Below are 19,162 nucleotides of genomic sequence, written 5' to 3'. Positions count from 1 at the left end.
GCATCGACTCCCTCCTCCGCCTTGCGATGCTCCCCCACTGCCTGAACGGCGTGGGAGGTGCCCCCACCACCAGCCACTGCTCCCTGATCCGGCCTGATCGACGAGACACCCCCTACGGCCGCGGTACGTTGCGCAGGTTGGAGCGGGCCATCTGCACCATTCGGCCCACCCCGCCCGCCAGCACGATCTTCGAGGCCGACAGGGCGAACCCGGACACCATCTCGGCGCTGATCTTCGGCGGGATGGACAACGCGTTGGGGTCGGTGACGACGTCGACGAGGGCGGGCCCCTTGTGCCGGAAGGCGTCCTTCAGCGCTCCGGCGAGCTCCTTGGGTTTCTCCACCCGGATTCCATGCGCGCCGCAGGCGCGGGCCACGGCGGCGAAGTCGGGGTTCTTGTTCGTCGTACCGTACGAGGGCAGGCCCGCGACCAGCATCTCCAGCTCCACCATGCCGAGCGAGGAGTTGTCGAACAGCACCACCTTCACCGGCAGGTCGTGCTGGACCAGGGTCAGGAAGTCGCCCATCAGCATGGAGAACCCGCCGTCCCCGGACATCGAGATCACCTGCCGGCGGCGGTCGGTGAACTGCGCGCCGATCGCCATCGGCAGCGCGTTGGCCATCGAGCCGTGCGAGAAGGAGCCGATGATCCGGCGGCGCCCGTTGGGCGAGATGTAGCGGGCGCCCCAGACATTGCACATCCCGGTGTCGATGGTGAACACCGCGTCGTCGTCGGCCACTTCGTCCAGCACGGCGGCCACGTACTCGGGGTGGATCGGGACGTGCTTGTCGACCCTCCTCGTGTACGCCTTGACGACCCCCTCCAGCGCGTCCGCGTGTTTCTTGAGCATCCGGTCCAGGAAGCGCCGGTTCGTCTTCTCCCGCACGCGCGGGGTCAGGCAGCGCAGGGTCTCCTTCACATCGCCCCACACGGCCAGATCCAGCTTGGAGCGGCGGCCGAGGACCTCGGGCCGCACGTCGACCTGGGCGATCCTCACGTCGTCCGGCAGGAACGCGTTGTACGGGAAGTCGGTGCCGAGCAGGATCAGCAGGTCGCACTCGTGCGTGGCCTCGTAGGCGGCGCCGTAGCCGAGCAGGCCGCTCATGCCGACGTCGAAGGGATTGTCGTACTGGATGAACTCCTTGCCGCGCAGGGCGTGCCCGACCGGTGACTTGATCTTCCCGGCGAACTCCATCACCTCGGCGTGCGCCCCCGCGGTGCCGCTGCCGCAGAACAGGGTGACCTTGCCGGCCTCGTCGACCATCCGGGCGAGCCGGTCGATCTCGGCGTCGGAGGGCCGGACGGTGGGCCGCGAGGTGACGATGGCGGCCTCGGCGGCCTTCTCGGGGGCGGGCTCGGCGGCGATGTCACCGGGCAGCGCCACCACGCTGACCCCGCTGCGGCCGACGGCGTGCTGGATGGCGGTGTCCAGCAGTCGCGGCATCTGCTTCGGGCTGGAGATCAGCTCGCTGTAGTGGCTGCACTCCTGGAACAACCGGTCGGGATGGGTCTCCTGAAAGTACCCCAGACCGATCTCGCTGGACGGGATGTGCGAGGCGAGGGCGAGGACCGGGGCCATGGAGCGGTGGGCGTCGTACAGGCCGTTGATGAGGTGGAGGTTGCCGGGGCCGCAGGAGCCGGCGCAGGCCGCGAGCCGCCCGGTGATCTGGGCCTCGGCGCCGGCCGCGAAGGCGGCGGTCTCCTCGTGGCGCACGGTGATCCAGTCGATGGCGGCGTTGCGGCGGACCGCGTCGACCACCGGGTTGAGGCTGTCCCCGACGACGCCGTACAGGCGCTTGACCCCGGCGCGGACGAGGATGTCGACGAACTGCTCTGCGACGTTCTGCTTGGCCATGGTTCTCGGGTGCCCTTCGGTCTGCCGCGGACTGTGCGGTCTCCTGCGGGTCCTCTGAGTCCATGAATTCACAGAGCCGGCGCTCACGCCTCCCAAACGGCCGCGGCCGTACGATCGTCGGCGTATCCCTTGACCCGCACCTGCGCGTCCGCGAGGAACGCGGCGAGGCCGGGCACAGGGGGAACGGACGTGGTGGCAACGGGCGCGAAGGGGACGGACCACCGCCGGGCGAGATGCGCGCGCAACTCGGCCTCGCCGCGCAGGGGCTCGGCCAGGCCCGCCGTGCACATCAGCAGCGTGTCACCCGGGTGGGCTATGGAGGCACGGAACCGGAAGGGTTCGCGGGGCGGCTCCGCCACGGGGGCGTGCGGGCTCGGGACGGGCGTGACGCCGAGGTCCATGGTCAGCCGGTCGCCCTCCGGGGTCTCGGCGGGCCCCGACAGCGGGTCCGGCGGCCACGGCGACCCGGGCGACCCGGGCGGCTCGGGAACGTCCGGCTCGATGTCCTCCCACTCGCCGTCGCGCAGCCGGAACAGCCCGCCCGCGCCGACGCCGAAGAAGACACGCGCACGGCACGCGGGGTCGGCGGGCAGCAGCAGACAGCGCAGGGTGGCCGCGTACTCCTCGGGTTCGATGCCCTGTTCGACGGCGCCGGCCCGGAGTCTGCCGAGGCTGCGGTCGGTGAGGCGGTGCAGGCCCGACTTGAGCTCACCGCGCCGGGCGGCCCGGATGTCCTCGGCCAGCCGGGCGTGACTGCGGCCCACGGCCCGCGCGATCCACCGGCACACCTCGGCCGCCGCGCGGTGCGAGCCCGGTGCGGCACGTGCGCCGGTCGCCATCGCGACGAGGACCAGCGCCTGCTCGCCCTGCCCGAACCGCGCGGTGAGCAGCGCGTCCCGGCGCGGCTCGCCCCGGTAGCGGGGGGAGTCACCCCGGATGGACACGGCCCGCAGCGTACAGGCCCCGTAACGGGCCCCGTCCAGCACGGTGTCCGGCACCAGGTCGTCCAGCTCGTCCGGGTCCGCGTCCGGAAGTGCGGTGGGTTCGGCGTCGTAGGTGGGCGGACGGGAACCCACGTGGGCGACGGTGAGCGGCGCGGGAACGTCCAAGTCGGGGGCGGCCGCGGGCTCGGGCGGGGCGGGGTGGAAGCCGGAGTCGGCGAAGTCCGGGTCGAGGCCGGGGTCGAGGCCGGGGTCGAGGTCGGAGTCGAGGCCGAGGTCGAGGTCGGAGTCGAGGCCGGGGTCGAGGTCGGAGTCGAGGCCGAGATCGGTGCCGGTGTCTGCGTCGGCGCCGGAGTCTGTGTCGGTGCCCGAGTCGGGAGGGCCGGGCGTCGGGTCCGCGGAGGCGGGCCATGACCGGTCCCAGGGGGTCTGCTCCCACCAGTCCGGGGCGGGGCCCGGCGTGCCGGGGGCGTCCGCGGCCGGGCGCCGTGGGTCCGGCGGTGCGTCCGGCTGCTCCGGTACCGCGGTGGCTGCCGGTGCGTCGGGCGGCAGGGCGGCCGGTGGGGCGGTGCGCGGGGCGGGTACGGTCGCCGGTCGTGCCGGCGGGCGGGGACCGTCCTCGGGCACCTCGGGCACCTCGGGCGCCGTAGGCACCGCGGGCGCCTCGGGCGGCGACCAGTCCTCGGTCCGCTCGTCGGTCCCGCCGTCGGGCATGTCGGCTTCGGTGTCCGGCCGGTCCTCCGAGGGCGCTCCGCCGTTTCGTGCGGTCCCCGGTGTCCGTCCCAGTGTTCCGGCCGCCGATGCGAACCGGTCGTCCAGGGAATCCGGCGCGGCCGTGGGGCCGGTGTCCTCCGTGGAGTCGTCGTACAGCTGTGCCCACCAGTCGTCCTCGCGACCGGTGGGCCTTCCCCCCTGCTGACTCATGCCGCCAATTGTCCACCGCACAGGCCCGTTGAAAACGGGGCAAGCGGAAAATCCGGCCGGTGGCGGGCCGCGAACGGCCCGCCGGGTGACACCTCGAACGTGTGCACGGAGGGCGCGTACGGAACAAAGCCGCCGGGCGGTCCCACCCCCCACGGGAGAACCGCCCGGCGACGCCAGGGTGACCCGGAGGGCGGGTCACGTTCTGGACGGCCGAAACACCGCCGTTCGGCGCGCCCCGCGCGCACGGCCCGCGGGCTCGGGTCCAAGGCGGCGCCCGCCCCGTCCGGTCGCGGCCCACCCCTCCCGGCCGCGGCCCGCTCCCCGTCGTCGCCCGCCGGATGCCGCTCGTGTCCGAGCAGGCCAGGCCCTCCGGGCCGGGCACCGGGACGCTGCCGGATGCTTCGGTGCCGCCACCTTGTCAGGATCACCGGGGGTACGGCGATGATGTTCGGCGGCGGGTTTGCGCCGTGGCTGTTTTCCGCCACCGCCGACACGCGCCGCTGTCCGGGTGTGCCTGAGGTCTGGAAAGGGAGGGGCGGCAGCTGATGCTGGCAGCGATAGGTCTGGACGAGAGGCACGAGTCGGCGTACCGGGCGCTGGTGTCCGTGGGCGCGGCCGATGTGCCCGATCTGGCGCGGCGGCTGGTCCTCGCCGAGCACGACACCGAGCGCGCCCTGCGCCGCCTGGAGCGGCACGGGCTCGCGGCCCAGTCCTCGGCCCGGCCCGGCCGCTGGGTCGCCGCGCCGCCCGCGGTGGCGCTCGGCGCGCTGCTCACCCAGCAGCGGCACGAGCTGGAGAAGGCGGAACTGGCCGCCGCGCTGCTCGCCGAGGAGTACCGGGCGGCGGCCGCCGAGCCCGCCGTGCACGACCTGGTGGAGGTGGTCACCGGGGCCTCCGCGGTCGCGCAGCGCTTCCTGCAGCTCCAGCTCGGCGCGACGGAGGAGGTGTGCGCCCTGGTCACCGGCAACCCGGTGGTCGTGTCCGGGACGGAGAACGAGGCCGAGGAGCAGGCGGCCGGACGCGGCGTGCGCTACCGGGTGGTGGTCGAGCGCACGGTGCTGGACCTGCCGGACGGCATCACACAGCTGACCGCCGCGCTCGGCCGTGACGAACAGGTCCGGGTCGTCGACCAGGTGCCGACGAAGCTGGTGGTCGCGGACCGGACGCTCGCGATGGTGCCGCTCACCTCGCACACCGCCGAGCCCGCCGCGCTCGTCGTGCACGCCAGCGGACTGCTGGAGCTGCTGTCCGGGCTGTTCGAGTCGGTGTGGCGGGACGCGCTGCCGCTGCGGCTCGGCGCCCGCGGAATCATCGAGGAGCGCCCGGACGGCCCCGACGCCACCGACCTGGAGGTGCTGTCCCTCCTCCTGGCCGGCCTGACCGACGCGAGCGTGGCCAAGCAGCTCGACCTGGGCCTGAGGACCGTACAGCGCCGGGTGAAGCGGCTGATGGAGCTGACCGGGGTGACCACCCGGCTGCAACTGGGCTGGCAGGCCTACGAGCGCGGCTGGGTGTCCCGGGCGCACCCCTGAGTCAGGCGGCGAGCGCGCCCTCCAGGGTGAGCAGCCGCACCTTCCGCTCCAGGCCGCCCGCGTACCCGGTCAGGGAGCCGTCCGCGCCGATCACCCGGTGGCAGGGGCGCACCAGCAGCAGCGGGTTGGCGCCGATGGCGCCCCCGACGGCCCGTACGGCGGCCCGGGAGGCGCCGATCCGGGCGGCGATCTCGCCGTACGTCGTGGTCGCCCCGTAGGGGACGCTGTCGAGGGCGGCCCACACCCGCTCCTGGAACGCGGTGCCGTGGGTGCGCAGCGGCAGGGAGAACTCCTCGAGGTCACCCGTGAAGTAGGCCCGCAGCTGCTCCTCGGCGGCGCGGAACCGCCCGGGGTCGTGCACCCAGCCCTCCCGCACCGTGCGGCCGCCCTTCTGGTCCGGCACGGACAGGGAGGTGAGGGCGCCGGTCCGGTCCGCGGTGAGGAGCAGCGGTCCGAGGGGGCTGTCGATCCGTGTCCAGTACGTCGTGGTGGCCGGGTCGGCGGGTGTGGTCGTGGTCATGGTCCTGGTGGTTGTCGTCGTCATGGTCGCCGTCGTGGTCGCTGTGGTGTTCATGATGTCCTCGAATCCCCCGCGGTGAGCAGGTGTTGTACGGCGTACGAACGCCAGGGGGCCCAGCGGTCGGAGGCGGGCACGCCGGGCGGGGCCACGTCGGGGTCGCCGAGGGCGCGGGTACGGATGGCGGCGACCGTGGTCGCGTCCAGTCCGGGCAGGGCGAGCAGCGCGCGGTGCGCCTCCTCCCGGTCGGCGCCCGGATCCAGCCGTACGACGCCGTCGGCGAGGGCGGCGGCCAGGGCGCCCAGCGTGCCCTCCGGCTCGGCGCCGGCGAGGGCGGCCGGCTCGGGGAACAGGTGGGTGAGGGTTCCGCAGGGGGCGTCGAGCGCCTTGCCGCAGCGCCGTACCAGTTCCTCCGCGGCCGGTGGACTCAGCAGCGCCCGTAGCGCCGCCTCGTCCGGGTCCGCGGCGCCCGGCGAGCGCAGTCCCGGGCGGGCCGCGACCAGCGGGGCCAGCCGCGGGTCCGCGCCGAGCCGCTCGTCCACGGCGTACGGGTCGGCGTCCAGGTCGAACAGCCGTCGCAGCCGCTGCACGGCCGTCGTCAGGTCGCGCGGGTCGGTCAGGTGCAGCCGGGCCTCCAGCCAGCCGCCGGGGTGCGCGCCGGAGCCCGCCCGCGGCCCGCCGGGCCGCTCGTCGACGGCGACTATCCCGGTGCCGTAGGGCAGGCGCAGGGTGCGCCGGTAGGTCCGGTCGCCGGGCGTGCCCCGCACCTCCTCGACGCCCGGTACGGCCTCGCGCTGGAGCAGGTCGAAGACCGGACCGGCCTGGTAGGGGCCCCGGTGGGCGAGCCGCAGCGGGATCCCGGCGGTGGGCGCTGCGGTCCGGCGGTGCCGGGTCCGGGGTGCGGCGGCCCGCAGTTCGCTCGGGGTCGCCGCGTACACGGTGCGGATGGTGTCGTTGAACTGCCGCACGCTGGCGAACCCGGCCGCGAAGGCGATCCGGGTGACCGGCAGGTCGGTGGTCTGCAGCAGGACGCGCGCGGTGTGCGCCCGCTGCGCCCGGGCGAGGGCCACGGGGCCGGCGCCGAGCTCGGCGGTCAGCTGCCGCTGCACCTGCCGTGCGCTGTAGCCCAGCCGCGCGGCGAGCCCGGCGACGCCCTCTCGGTCGATGACGCCGTCGCCGATCAGCCGCATGGCGCGGCCGACGGCGTCGGCCCGCACGTTCCACTCGGCGGAGCCGGGCACGGCGTCGGGACGGCACCGGCGGCAGGCCCGGAAGCCCGCGCCCTGGGCGGCGGCGGCCGTGGTGAAGTACCGCACGTTGTGCCGCTTCGGGGTCACGGCCGGGCAGCTGGGACGGCAGTAGATCCCGGTCGTCTCGACGGCGAAGAAGAACTCGCCGTCGAAACGTCCGTCCCGGCTGCGCACCGCCTCGTACCTGGTGTCCTCGTTCATCACGCTGTCCAGTGTCCGCCCGCGGCGAGGATGCCGCTGGCGGAAATCGGACATGACACTGGGGGCGCCCGCGGGTGGTCCGGGCCGGGCCCGCGGGCGCGGGCGATCACTGCTGCGTCAGCGCCACCGTCCCCGCTTGGCCTCCATCGCCGCCCGGCCCTGCGCGCCCTTGCGCTTCCAGTCCCTTTTGATCTCCGCGCGCACCCGCGCGTCGGTCTTGGCGACGATCCACTGGTTCTCGCGCATCAGCTTGCGGTAGCTCTCCAGCCGCCGCTCGGGCAGGTCACCGGCGTCGATGGCGGCGAGCACCGCGCAGCCGGGTTCGCTGCCGTGGGCGCAGTCGTAGAACCGGCACCGCTCGGCCAGCTCCTCGATCTCGGAGAACACCTGGCCGACCCCGCTCTCGGCGTCCCACAGCCCCACCCCGCGCAGTCCGGGCGTGTCGATCAGCACACCGCCGCCGGGCAGCGCGAGCAGGTTGCGGGTGGTGGTCGTGTGGCGGCCCTTGCCGTCCATGTCCCGGGTGGCCTGGACGTCCATCACGTCCTCGCCGAGCAGCGCGTTGGCGAGGGTCGACTTGCCGGCGCCGGACTGGCCGAGCAGCACGGAGGTGCCCTGCGAGACCGAGGCGACGAGCACGTCGAGGCCGTCCCCCGTCAGGGCGCTGACCGGCAGCACCGTCACCCCGGGCGCCGTCGTCTCCACGTCCTGGACGAGATACGACAGCCCCACCGCGTCCGGGACGAGGTCGGCCTTGGTCAGCACGACCATCGGCTGGGCGCCCGACTCCCAGGCCAGCGCCAGGAACCGCTCGACGCGGCCGAGGTCGACCTCGGCGGCCAGGGAGACCGCGACGATCGCGTGGTCGACGTTGGCGGCGAGGATCTGCCCCTCGGACCGCTTGGAGGAGGTGGACCGCACGAAGGCGGTACGGCGCGGCAGCAGCGTCCGGACATACCGCGGATCGCCGCCGTCGGGATCCACGGCGGCCCAGTCGCCCGTGCACACGACCTTCATCGGGTCGCGGGGAACGACGAACTCCGTGTCCGCGCGCACGGTGCCGGCCGGCGTGACGAGATCGCACTGACCCCGGTCGACCCGGACGACCCGGCCCGGCAGGAGACCCCGCTCCGCGTGGGGAGCGAACTCGGCTTCCCAGCCCGCGTCCCAGCCGTACGAGGCCAGCGGGTGCGACGAAGCCGAACAGACCGAAGGAGAGGAGAGATTCAAGGGGAACCCTTCACAAGGGCGGCCCCGGCACAGCGCTCACTGGCGCGATGAAGGATGACGAATGGTCAGCCGGAGACCGCGGAGGTGGAATGGATGGTCTTCTGGTCGCGGGCAGCGCCCATCGCAAAGACAGTCATCGGTCACACCTCCCGTTCCTCACCACGCACCGACCACAGCGGCCGATGACCACTGCGCTGTACAGGCTTCACGATAGAGAGGCCCGCACACGAGCGCCAGCGGATTTTCCCCCTCCCCCCGGACGCACCACCGGCCCCGTTGGAGCGGTGTCCGACACCCAGGAAAGTGCTCCCGACTCGGGCCGTGCGGGCGAACAAAGCGGCTCTGCGGGCCGGCCTTGGGGACCGGCCCGCAGAGCCGCAAGAGGGTGTTCAGCTGTGACGAGCAGGGATCACGGCGCCTTCTTCAGCGTGAAGTCGCCTGTGGTCGTCTTTCCCTTCGCCATCTTCGCCTCGGAGGTCGCGGGTTCGTAACCGTCCTTGGTCACGGTCACGGTGAGCGGGGCGCCACGGGCGTCCAGCCACAGGGCGAAGGTGCCGTCGTCGCCGGTCTTCAAGGTGTGGCTCGACGTCTTGCCGTCGATCCGGACGGTGGCCCCGGCGAGCGGGGTGGTACCGCCCCCGCCTTCCGTGCTGTCGGTGCCGAGGACCGTACCGGCGTACCTGCCCCAGTGCTTCGGCGGGTCGACGTGCATCGTCACCGGGATCAGCGGGACGTGGTACGGGGTGTCGGTGCCCACGTTCAGCTTCGCGGTGTACGCGCCGGGCTGGGTGATCTCGTCGGCCGTGGCGTCCAGGGAGACCTCCACCGTGGTCGCGGCCCCGGGCGCCAGGGTCACCTTCCGGGTGCCCAGGCCGAGCCAGGTCACGTCCTGGTCGGCGTCGACCTGGTCGTACCCGGGCAGCACCTGGACCGTGGCCAACGGCTTGGCGAAGAGGGAGGGGCTGTTCTTGCCGCCCACGGTGTAGAACCCAGGGGCCGCACCACCGCGGTAGACAGCGGAGCTGAGGTTGGGCAGAGCGGTCCAGGTCCCCTTCTCCGGGTCGAAGGCGAAGCCCCTGTTGGTGACGCCGGTGGCGGCCCTGCCGCCGATGACGAGCAGCAGGCCGTTGGCGGCGGTGTAGTTCGAGCCCCACAGGGTGATCGGCATGTCGGCGACCGGCGACCAGCTGTCGGTCACCGGGTCGTACGCGTAGGCGTGCTTCGAGGAGCCGTCGGCACCCGTGCCGCCGGCGCAGTAGAGCATGTCGCCGATCGCACCGCAGGCGGTCCATGAGATGGGCTCGGGATAGGGGGCCCTCTCCGACCAGCTGTCGGTCTCCGGGTCGTAGGCGTACACGTCGGTGAAGCCGCAGCCGTCGTCGGCGCAGCCGCCGACGACGTACAACTCGCCGTCCAGCACCGCGCTGCCCGATGCCGCGTAGGGCATCGGCGAGGAGGCGCCGGTGGTCCAGGTGTCGGTGGCCGGGTCGTAGATCTCCAGCTTGGCGTCGGGTGAGCCGTCCGCACCCCAGCCGCCGACGGCGTAGAACTTGCCGTCGACGAAGCCCCTGGCCGGTGCCTCACGGGTGTCGGCCGCCGAGGCCAGCTTCGACCAGACGCCCGAGCCGGGGTCGTAGGAGTACAGGTCTGAGGTGTCGGCGCTGCCCGTCCAGCCGAAGGCGGAGTAGAGCTTTCCGCCGTACGCGGCGACCGCGCTGTCGGCGACGGCCACCGGAAGGTTCGTCACCGGCTGCCATGCCTCGCCGGCGACCGCGGGCGCCACCGCCGACGTCTCACCGGCGGCTGTGGGTGCCCCCGCCGAGGCGGCCCCGGACGAGTCGACGTGCTCCCGCAACGGTGAGGCGTCGCCCGACACCACCTGGAGCGGCGCTCCTTCGGCCGCCTGCGTCTGCAGGCCGCCCGACCGCTCACCGAGGGTGAGGGTGGCCGGGAGTCCACCGGTGTTCTTCACGGTCAGCTTCCGGGTGCCGGAACCCTTCCAGTCCAGCGTCTCGTCGACGGCTGCCGGGGTGATGGTGAGCCGTCCGGCCTTGAGCACCTGGTCGGCCTCGGCGACACCGTCCGCCGCCACCCGTACGGTCTCGGCCCCGGAGGCGTACCTGCTCTTGACCATCGTGAAGGTGTGGTCGCCGAGGGTGTCGGAGAACAGCCAGTAGAAGCCGTCGGCCAGCAGCGGGTCGTCCGGGGTCGCCGCGGTGTATGCCTTCTGGGAGGCGGCGTCGGCGTTGCGGACGGCGACTCCGACCACACCGGCACCGGTGTTGGCGTCGGTGACGACGCCGGCCACCAGGCCGCCGGTCACGGGGACGTAGGGCTGGTTGCCGACGAAGACGTTGTCCACCTGCCACCACAGGCCCCAGTCGGCGACGAAGCGGAACCGCAGCTGGACGGCCTTGGCGCCGGCGTAGTCGGAGAGCGGAACGTCCACGTGCCCGTGCAGGGGCTCCTGCCACAGCCGCACGGTGCTCCAGGAGGCGCCGCCGTCGGTGGTGACGTCGACGGTCGCGCGCTGGCCCTCGTAACTGGCGTACTCGGTGTCGAACGAGAGCCGGGGCCTGGTGTAGTCGCTGAAGTCGTAGACCGGGCTGAGCAGTGCGCTGTCCTGGTGGTTGCCCACGCCGGCGTGGTCGCTGTCGACGGCGGCGAAGCCCCCGCCGCCCCCGGTGCGGTTGCCGCGCTTCGCGGAGTCGGAGAAGTCCCAGCCGCCGGTGGTGCCTTCGGCGTTGACGACGCTCCAGCCGGCCGGCGGGGCGGTCGCGGAGCCGAACGGCTCGGTGGCACCGGTGGTGCGCAGCTCGTAGCCCGCGGCGGTGGCCGCGTCGGCGTCGACCGGGACGGCGAAGTCCACGGCCTGGTCCGAGCCTCGGACGGCGATTTCCTTGGTCACCGTACGGTAACCGGGGTACCGGGCCGCGACCTTCAGTTTGTAGTCGTGGTCGCCGGGGAGCCTGAGCTCGTACCTGCCGGTGAAGGGGTCGGTGAACACCGGTCCGCCGGGTACGCCGTCGACGGTGATCGTGGCGTACAGCGGCCAGCCGTGGCCGGACCCGTCGGTGACCTTGCCGGTGATGCTCCGGCCCGCCGCGCTCTCCAGGGTGAAGTCCCGGGTGATCGACGCTCCTTCGGTGACCGTCATCGCGCCGTCGGCGCCGGTGCGGTAGCCGTAGGCGGCGGCGGTCAGTTCGTAGCTGCCGGGCGGCAGGGCGAGGGTGTAGTGGCCGTCGGCGTCCGTGGTGACCCGGTAGTCGCCGGCTGTGACGGTGGTCCCGGGCAGCGGTGCCCCGGCGGAGTCGGTGACGGTGCCGCCCACCTCGCCGTGCGGGAAGCTGCGGAAGGCCGCGGGGCCGTCGGGTGTGCCGAGGCCCGTCGGTCCGTCGTAGCCGGCTTTGGCGTTGCACAGCGAGCTGGGGCTGCAGTTGCCGTTGTGACCGCTGGTCACGTCGTGCAGGCCGGACTGCTTGAAGTACGGATACGAGTTGGGGTAACTGCCCCTGGCGGGAGAGCCGGCGATCGCGTAGACACCGGCGATGATCGGCGAGGAGACACTGGTGCCGCCCATCACTCCCCAGCCGCTGCCGCCGTACGTCTGATAGACCGCCACGCCGGTGACCGGGTCGGCGACCGCGGCGACGTCGGCCACCGACCGGGTCTCGCAGTCGGTGTCGGTCTGGAAGGCGGGCTTGGGCTCGTACGCCGAGCAACCGGAACCCGGGCCGCCGAAGGCGTTGTGCCACACCGACTCCGACCAGCCGCGGTCGGTGCTGGTGTCCCTCGTGAGCGAGGTGCCGCCGACCGAGGTCACATACTGCGAGGCCGCCGGGTAGGAGACGCCGTAGGCGTAGTCGCCCGAGGAGGCGACCATCGCGACGCCCGGGTGGTTGTAGTGCGCGTCGAACTCGGTCTGGGCCGGGTCCTCACCGCTGCCCGGAGTGCTGTCGTACCCGCTCCCGTAGGAGTTGGAGACGTACTGGGCGCCCTGCGCGACGGCCTGGTCGACCGCGGCGAAGATGTCCTCGAAGGTGTCGCTGTCGGCCTCGACCAGGAGGAGACGGGCACCGGGCGCGACCGCGGAGACCATGTCCAGGTCGAGTGAGGCCTCAGCGGCCCATTCGGCGTCGGCGTCGGGGTAGTCGGTGCCGCCGCGCTGGTCGATCTTGCGGAAGCAGCCGTTGGCGGTGGTGCACTCCGGGAGGCCGTACTGGGCGCGGTAGACGGCCAGGTCCGCCTCGGCCGTCGGGTTGTCGTAGGCGACGACGACGGCCACGGTCCGCCCCTCGCCCCCGTCGTCCGGCAGATCGTACGCGCTGCGCAGATCCGCCGGGCCATAGCCGCTGGGGGGCGCGTCGGCCGCCAGGACCCCGTGCTTTCCGCCGACGCCGTTGCGCCGCATGGCGAAACACGCGACCTTGCCGGGCCGGGGCGTGTCACACACGTGCTCGGCGGAAGGCTTGCCGCCCTGTGACTGAGTGCCGGGCGACTGCGCCTGGGCGCCGGCCGGCTCCGGGCTCGCGGCCGCGGTCGTGGCGAGCGGCAACCCGGCGCTCACCACCATCATCACAGCGGAGACGACAACGGCCAGGCGTCCGGGCATACGCCCGGTGCCTGGTCTGAAGGGCCCTGGTATTCGCAACGTACGGCTCCTGTGCGGGTTGAGCGCCGGCCGGGCCACCTCTCGCGGGGCGCGACGACGACGCGGCGGCCGCACACTGACGTGCGGCCGCCGACACTGTTTCGTAACTTAATTAATGAACGTTAAAACAAGTCCTTTGGCAAGGGGCATATCAGGGAGTGGTCCTCCACCGGCCACGGCGACCGGGTCCGGCTGCGCGATCATCCTCACCGAAGTGGACCGGGAGGCATACCCGGTGCCGTCCTCCGCTGCGTTCTCGGCATGACACCGGTGCACGCCCGGTCATGAGCACACGGCAACCCGCCCATAACGTCGCTCCGTTCGCCCCGGCTCGAAGCCGGTAGCGGGCCCCACGCGCAGGCAGGACCGGGAGGAACAATGCAGTTCGGGATTTTCACAGTGGGCGACGTCACGCCGGACCCCACCACAGGCCGGACACCGACGGAGCATGAGCGGCTCAAGGCCATGGTCGCCATCGCCCTGAAGGCCGAGGAGGTCGGTCTGGACGTGTTCGCCACCGGCGAGCACCACAACCCGCCGTTCGTGCCCTCCTCACCCACGACCATGCTCGGCTGGATCGCCGCCCGCACCGAGCGCATCATCCTGTCGACCTCGACCACGCTGATCACCACCAGCGACCCCGTGAAGATCGCCGAGGACTTCGCCATGCTCCAGCACCTGGCCGACGGCCGGGTCGACCTGATGCTGGGCCGTGGCAACACCGGGCCGGTCTATCCGTGGTTCGGCCAGGACATCCGCCAGGGCATCCCGCTGGCCATCGAGAACTACGGGCTGCTGCACCGCCTTTGGCGCGAGGACGTGGTGGACTGGCAGGGCCGCTTCCGCACCCCGCTCCAGGGCTTCACCTCCACCCCGCGCCCGCTGGACGGCGTGCCGCCCTTCGTCTGGCACGGCTCCATCCGCTCCCCCGAGATCGCCGAGCAGGCCGCCTACTACGGTGACGGCTTCTTCCACAACAACATCTTCTGGCCCGCCGACCACACCAAGCGCATGATCGAGACCTACCGCGAGCGCTACGCCCACTACGGCCACGGCAAGCCCGAACAGGCCGTCGTCGGCCTCGGCGGTCAGGTCTTCATGCGCCACAACTCACAGGACGCCGTGCGGGAGTTCAGACCGTACTTCGACAACGCCCCGGTGTACGGGCACGGCCCCTCGCTCGAGGACTTCACCGAGCAGACCCCGCTCACCGTGGGCAGCCCCCAGCAGGTCATCGAGCGGACGCTCACCTTCCGCGAGTACGCCGGCGACTACCAGCGCCAGCTGTTCCTGATGGACCACGCCGGCCTGCCGCTCAAGACCGTGCTCGAGCAGCTCGACATGCTGGGCGAGGAGGTCGTCCCCGTGCTGCGCGAGGAGTTCGCCAAGGGCCGGCCCGCCGAGGTCCCCGATGCACCGACCCACGCGTCCCTGTCGGCCGCCCGTGAGCAGACGGACACCACCGCCGGGTGACCTCCGGCCCGCACCTCGCCCCGCCCGACCACTTCGACTGCCAAGGGAGCGCAGCACCGTGGCCCAAGCCGCCATCACGCCTACCGCAAGACCCACACATCCGGCCCTGCCCCGAGCCCTGGTCGTGCTGACCGTCGTCAGTGGCTTCCTCGACGCCGTCAGCTACCTCGGCCTGGGGCATGTCTTCACCGCGAACATGACCGGCAATGTGGTGATCATCGGTTTCGCCGCCGTCGGGACGCCGGGCTTCTCGGTCGTCGGGTCGCTCGTCTCGCTCGCGGCGTTCCTGGCCGGCTCGGTCTGCGCCGGGCGCGTCGAGCTGTTCTTCCATGGGCGTGCGCAGCAGAACTGGATACGGACGGTGCTCACCGCGGAGGCCGTGCTGCTCGCGGCCGCCACCGTCGCGGCCTTCGCCTCCGCACCGACCGACCTGCTGATCGCCCTGCTCGCGCTCGCCATGGGACTGCGCAACGGCACGGTACGCAAGCTCGCCGTGCCCGATCTCACCACCACCGTGCTGACCCTGACCCTGACCGGTCTGGCGTCCGACTCGTCGCTGGCCGGCGGCACCAACCCGAGGATGGGCCGCCGGGTGGTGTCGGTCGTGGCCATGCTCGCCGGCGCCGCGGCGGGTGCCGCCCTGGTCAACCACCAGGGACTGGGATGGCCGACGCTGATCGCCACGGTGCTCGTCGCCGGTGTGGCGATCGGCTACCGCGACCGTCACTGACCACCGCACCAATCCGAAGTGCCCCGGCCCCGACTGCGGTCGGGGCACTTCGGGTTTCTCCCCGGACGGTCTGCGCACGGGCGCCGGACACCTCTGTGCCGCCCAGCCCTTGCGGGCGGGGCGGCACAGAGGTGGTTACAGGAGCGTCCCGGGTGGCTCAGACGTGCACGAGCGGGGTGTCGACAAGGTGCTCGGCGAGGAACCAGACCTGGGCCTCACCGGTGCGGACCAGCTGCGAGACAAGGAGGTCGTTGGTCCCGTCATCACCCATCTCGGCGGCGCGGGCCGCGGCGTCACGGCTCTCGACCAGGATCGACTCATGGGCGCGCATCAGGCGCGAGAGCATGGCCGGCACCTGCTCGGTCCCGTCCGGGGGGCGCGGGACGGAGGTGAGCTCGGCGGCGTGCCGCGGGTCCCCCACGGCCACGCCGCCCAGGCTCTGAATGCGCTCGGCAAGTGCGTCGACCAGGGCGAGTTGCTCCGCCGCGTGCTTGTCGAAGAGCTGGTGCAGCTGGAAGAAGGTGGCACCGCGCACCGTCCAGTGGCACTTCTTGTAGAGGGAGTACAGGATCTGGGTGTTCGCAAGCAGCCGGTTGAGGCGCTGGCAGGAGTATGCCCGGGTGTCGTGGGACAGGCCGATCGGGAACAGCTTGAGGGTCCCGAAGGGCTGTACCTCGGGGGCGCTCTGCTGGGTCATCGGCTGGCTGCTCGCCTGTGTGGCGGTGGTCGGTGTCGCGGTGGTCGGTTCCATGGAAGTTCTCTCCGGTGATACGGGGATGGTGAAGCGGGATGGCGAAGCGGGGCCGCTGAAACGGAAGAAACCGAGGCGGCCGACCGAGCTGGATCGCGGCTCGGCCGGCCGGGGTGCGGGCGGGCAGGTGCCCTCCCGCGTCGTGGGGCCGTCCGGGGCACGCCGGTTGGGCCGGTGCACCCGGTAAGAGTCGTACGGGTTCTGCGAGTCGCCGCGGCCCGCGGTTGTCCTGCGGGCGTGCGCCTACTCGGCCGCGGTCGGTGCGCGGTGGAGCAGGAGCCTGGTCAGCAGGCCGCTGCCCACTCCGATCGCCAGGGCGACCGGGAACCACCATGCCGGGAACGGCACCAGTCCGAGCAGCTGGTCGGTGGACCACTGTCCTGGTCCGGTGGCGGCGAGCACCGCGGACGTGGTGATGAGGAACAGCGGGTACTCGTAGCCGTCGTTCTGCACCCACAGGCCGTGGTGCCACTTGACGGTGAGTGCCACCGTCATGACGCCGATGGCGCCGGTGGCGGCGAGAGGGGTCAGCAGACCGGCGGCCAGCAGCAGACCGGAGCCGATCTGTCCCGCTCCGGCGGCCAGGGCGGTGAGCGAACCGCCGCGGAACCCGTCGTCGTGGAACTCGCGGGTGCCGCCTTCCAGACCCGCACCCCCCAGATGGTGGCTGACCTTCTGGACGCCGTGCCCGGCGATCAGCAGCCCGCAGACCAGCCGCAGGATCAACAGACCGAGGTTCACCGGCCGCTCCGCCGGACCGCCGGGGCCTGGTGGCGGGTCACGGTCAGCCCGCCGCGTGCGCGCCGATGACGGACTGCGCGTAGACGACGCCGAGCCCATAGGCGCCGCCGTGCTCCTTGACGATCTCCATGACCGCCCCGTACGTCTCCTGGCGGGCCCAGTCGCGCTGGAGCTCGAGGAGGACCTGGACCCAGGTCACCGGCACGGCGCCCGCGGCGACCATGCGCTGGAGGGCATGCTCGTGCGCGGCGGGGCTGACACCGCCGGAGGCGTCGGCGACGACGTAGACCTCGTAGCCCTGGCCGAGCGCCGAGAGCGCCGGCAGCACCAGGCACACCTCGGTCCACAGACCGGACAGGATGATCTTCTTGCGGCCGGTGGCCTTGACGGCCTCGACGAAGGCGGGGTCCTCCCAGGCGTTCATCGTGCTGCGGTCGATGACCTCCTGCTTGGGGAAGACCTCGACCAGCTGCGGCAGGATCGGGCCGGAGAAGGACTCCGCCGCGACGGTGCTGAGCACCACGGGGACGTCGAAGGCCCGGGCAGCCTTCGCCAGGCCGACGGTGCTGTTGATGATGGCGGTCCGGTCGCCGCTGCCGGTGCCGAAGAACATCTGCGGCTGGTGGTCGACGAAAACCACGACCGCGTTGTCCGGGGTGAGCAGGTCAGGACTGGGGGCAGCCTTCACCTGGGCGAAGTCGACCATGAGGGGTTCCTCTCTGACAGACGGGTGACCGCGCCCGCGGGAAGGGGCGGGGCGGTGGGAACGGCGGCATCCCGGGCCGCCGCTGCTCGGCAAGGTGGACGGGCCGCTCTCCCGCGCTCCGGTGCGGTGCGGAATCCGGCGGCCTGACGCCACGTCGTCGAAGTTAGTTCCGGCGGCACGGCCGCGTCTTTCCTCGTGGCGCCCTGTGCTGTGCCGGTACTGCACAGCACCGCACCTGCTTCTCCGCCACCGGACGCGCTCATCCGCTTCCCTTGTTTCTGCCTGTGGTTCTGCCTGGTGGGGGAAAGAGGGCGCTGCTTGGCTGTCCACTGCGGGCGGGAACCCGGGCCTCGCCGAAGCGGTCCGGTTGCGCTCCAGCGAGGTCGCTGCCCGTACGACGAGCCGTCCGGCCCCGCCGGGCACCGGCCACCGCCTTCCGGGGAGGCGGAGCCGTCCGTCCCGTTCCCGCCCTGTCCAGCCCTGGAGTCACTTCGCCCGTGGGAGAGCAAAGTGAGTGTGGTGTTGACGACAGCTTCCGTGCCAGACCGGGACAAGGTCACGTACTGGAACGACGCGGTGAGCAGGACGCTGGTGCCGATGACGGTCGCCCCGCGCGGCGACGGCCCGTTCGACGGCCGGATCGCCACCGACCGCCTCGGCTACCTCCAGGTCTCCACCATGGAGGCCGACGCGGAGCGGGTCAGCCGCACCCCGGCGCTGATCGCCCGGTCGTCCGAGGCGCTGGTGGCGGTCGGGGTCCAGGTCTCGGGCACGGCCACCTTCATCCAGGACGGCCGGCGGGCCGAGGTGGGCGAGGGAGATCTCGTGGTGTACGACACCACCCGGCCGTACTCCTTCGACTATCCGCAACGGTTCGCCACGCATGTCTTCCAACTGCCCCGCCGTACGCTGGGCGTCGCGGACAGCGACATCCGGCAGGTCACGGGCAGTGCCATCAGCACGGGGGGCGGCCTCGGAGCGATGCTGCTCCCGTTCCTGGCCACGCTGGCCTCCTCGGCGAACGGCTACCCGCCGGCGGTGGCGGACCGGCTGGCCGGCAATGTCGTCGACCTGTTCGCGACCCTGATCGCCGAGCGGGCCCACCCGGACGGCACGGACTCCGACACCGCCCGCAGCCACCTGCTGCTGCGCGTCCGTGACCACATCAACCGCAACCTGGGCGACCCCGACCTGTCGCCGGAGAGCATCGCCCGGACCCACCGGATATCCGTCCGGTATCTCCACCGGCTGTTCGAAGGCGAGGGGATCACCGTCAGCCGGCTCATCCAGCAACGGCGCCTCGAGGAGTGCGGCCGCGAACTGGCCCGCCGTGGCAGGACGGTCCCCACCGTCTCCGCCGTGGCCCAGCGGTGGGGCTTCGTCAACCCCGCCCACTTCAGCAGGGCCTTCCGTGCCGCCTACGGGGTCTCCCCCCGTGAGTGGCGCAACCTGCGCACCGCCCCGGACGACAGCGGGCCGTCCCCCACGCTCACATCGGCGCTGTCGTCCACCGTGGCCGGCCGTCCGGGGGCTGACCTCACACCTTCCGGAAGGTAAGGTGCCCGCTCGAGGCCGTGCGGGCCGCCCTGTGCCCGCGGCGGCAGTGCCCCGGTTCCGCAGCCGCACCCATCGCGGCTGCCCGCTCCGCCCGGCACCCGGT

The 19,162-nt window shown here is 72.5% G+C and carries 13 protein-coding genes; 4 read left to right on the top strand and 9 right to left on the bottom strand.

All coding sequences use genetic code 11. The features are described from left to right. Positions 1-112: 112 nt before the first annotated feature. Positions 113-1,855, bottom strand: a complete 1,743-nt coding sequence (locus IE318_RS14040; protein ID WP_189900242.1) for a pyruvate dehydrogenase — start codon at positions 1,853-1,855, stop codon at positions 113-115. Between the two features lie 83 nt (positions 1,856-1,938). Beyond that, complete coding sequence (locus IE318_RS14035) at positions 1,939-3,720, bottom strand: protein phosphatase 2C domain-containing protein (RefSeq protein WP_189900240.1); 1,782 nt, start codon at positions 3,718-3,720, stop codon at positions 1,939-1,941. A 545-nt stretch (positions 3,721-4,265) separates the two neighbouring features. On the opposite strand from IE318_RS14035, the gene IE318_RS14030 reads away from it, so the two are divergent. After that, positions 4,266-5,252, top strand: coding sequence for a helix-turn-helix transcriptional regulator (locus tag IE318_RS14030; protein WP_189900238.1), 987 nt, complete (start codon positions 4,266-4,268; stop codon positions 5,250-5,252). A gap of 1 nt (position 5,253) precedes the next feature. Here the strand turns inward: IE318_RS14030 and IE318_RS14025 are convergent, their stop codons facing one another. From IE318_RS14025 to IE318_RS14010, 4 genes are all read right to left on the bottom strand, one after another. After that, positions 5,254-5,796, bottom strand: a complete 543-nt coding sequence (locus IE318_RS14025) for a methylated-DNA--[protein]-cysteine S-methyltransferase (RefSeq protein ID WP_308438571.1) — start codon at positions 5,794-5,796, stop codon at positions 5,254-5,256. A gap of 26 nt (positions 5,797-5,822) precedes the next feature. Then, complete coding sequence (locus IE318_RS14020) at positions 5,823-7,220, bottom strand: bifunctional transcriptional activator/DNA repair enzyme AdaA (RefSeq protein WP_189900236.1); 1,398 nt, start codon at positions 7,218-7,220, stop codon at positions 5,823-5,825. A 117-nt stretch (positions 7,221-7,337) separates the two neighbouring features. Further along, positions 7,338-8,450 (bottom strand): ribosome small subunit-dependent GTPase A, encoded by a 1,113-nt coding sequence (gene rsgA, locus IE318_RS14015; RefSeq protein WP_189900234.1) that lies wholly within the window; start codon positions 8,448-8,450, stop codon positions 7,338-7,340. Positions 8,451-8,859: 409 nt separating this feature from the next. Then, the gene (locus IE318_RS14010; protein WP_189900232.1) at positions 8,860-13,062 is read right to left on the bottom strand and encodes a carboxypeptidase regulatory-like domain-containing protein; all 4,203 of its coding nucleotides are present in this window, start codon (positions 13,060-13,062) and stop codon (positions 8,860-8,862) included. A 417-nt stretch (positions 13,063-13,479) separates the two neighbouring features. On the opposite strand from IE318_RS14010, the gene IE318_RS14005 reads away from it, so the two are divergent. Both IE318_RS14005 and IE318_RS14000 read left to right on the top strand, forming a co-directional pair. Beyond that, the gene (locus IE318_RS14005) at positions 13,480-14,574 is read left to right on the top strand and encodes an LLM class flavin-dependent oxidoreductase (RefSeq protein WP_189900230.1); all 1,095 of its coding nucleotides are present in this window, start codon (positions 13,480-13,482) and stop codon (positions 14,572-14,574) included. A 58-nt stretch (positions 14,575-14,632) separates the two neighbouring features. Beyond that, positions 14,633-15,304, top strand: a complete 672-nt coding sequence (locus tag IE318_RS14000) for a YoaK family protein (RefSeq protein WP_229903511.1) — start codon at positions 14,633-14,635, stop codon at positions 15,302-15,304. A 157-nt stretch (positions 15,305-15,461) separates the two neighbouring features. On the opposite strand, the gene IE318_RS13995 is transcribed toward IE318_RS14000, so the two are convergent. The 3 genes from IE318_RS13995 to IE318_RS13985 form a co-directional block, all read right to left on the bottom strand. Next, positions 15,462-16,001, bottom strand: a complete 540-nt coding sequence (locus IE318_RS13995) for a Dps family protein (protein ID WP_229903517.1) — start codon at positions 15,999-16,001, stop codon at positions 15,462-15,464. Between the two features lie 297 nt (positions 16,002-16,298). After that, complete coding sequence (locus tag IE318_RS13990; RefSeq protein WP_189900224.1) at positions 16,299-16,796, bottom strand: DoxX family protein; 498 nt, start codon at positions 16,794-16,796, stop codon at positions 16,299-16,301. A gap of 43 nt (positions 16,797-16,839) precedes the next feature. Then, the gene (locus IE318_RS13985; RefSeq protein ID WP_189900222.1) at positions 16,840-17,502 is read right to left on the bottom strand and encodes a hydrolase; all 663 of its coding nucleotides are present in this window, start codon (positions 17,500-17,502) and stop codon (positions 16,840-16,842) included. A 510-nt stretch (positions 17,503-18,012) separates the two neighbouring features. Here IE318_RS13985 and IE318_RS13980 point away from each other — a divergent pair. Then, positions 18,013-19,059: an AraC-like ligand-binding domain-containing protein gene (locus IE318_RS13980; RefSeq protein ID WP_189900220.1), complete on the top strand. Its 1,047-nt coding sequence runs from the start codon at positions 18,013-18,015 to the stop codon at positions 19,057-19,059. Positions 19,060-19,162 lie beyond the last annotated feature (103 nt).

The organism is Streptomyces spiralis, assembly GCF_014654675.1.
Taxonomy (GTDB): domain Bacteria; phylum Actinomycetota; class Actinomycetes; order Streptomycetales; family Streptomycetaceae; genus Streptomyces; species Streptomyces spiralis.
This window is presented reverse-complemented; position numbering and strand designations above follow the sequence as displayed.

Excerpts from the sequence above, each read along its gene's own strand:
- IE318_RS14040 (WP_189900242.1), bottom strand. The coding sequence starts at position 1,855 with ATGGCCAAGCAGAACGTCGCAGAGCAGTTCGTCGACATCCTCGTCCGC.
- IE318_RS14035 (WP_189900240.1), bottom strand. The coding sequence starts at position 3,720 with ATGAGTCAGCAGGGGGGAAGGCCCACCGGTCGCGAGGACGACTGGTGG.
- IE318_RS14030 (WP_189900238.1), top strand. The coding sequence starts at position 4,266 with ATGCTGGCAGCGATAGGTCTGGACGAGAGGCACGAGTCGGCGTACCGG.
- IE318_RS14025 (WP_308438571.1), bottom strand. The coding sequence starts at position 5,796 with ATGACGACGACAACCACCAGGACCATGACCACGACCACACCCGCCGAC.
- IE318_RS14020 (WP_189900236.1), bottom strand. The coding sequence starts at position 7,220 with ATGAACGAGGACACCAGGTACGAGGCGGTGCGCAGCCGGGACGGACGT.
- IE318_RS14010 (WP_189900232.1), bottom strand. The coding sequence starts at position 13,062 with ATGCCCGGACGCCTGGCCGTTGTCGTCTCCGCTGTGATGATGGTGGTG.
- IE318_RS14005 (WP_189900230.1), top strand. The coding sequence starts at position 13,480 with ATGCAGTTCGGGATTTTCACAGTGGGCGACGTCACGCCGGACCCCACC.
- IE318_RS13995 (WP_229903517.1), bottom strand. The coding sequence starts at position 16,001 with ATGACCCAGCAGAGCGCCCCCGAGGTACAGCCCTTCGGGACCCTCAAG.
- IE318_RS13985 (WP_189900222.1), bottom strand. The coding sequence starts at position 17,502 with ATGGTCGACTTCGCCCAGGTGAAGGCTGCCCCCAGTCCTGACCTGCTC.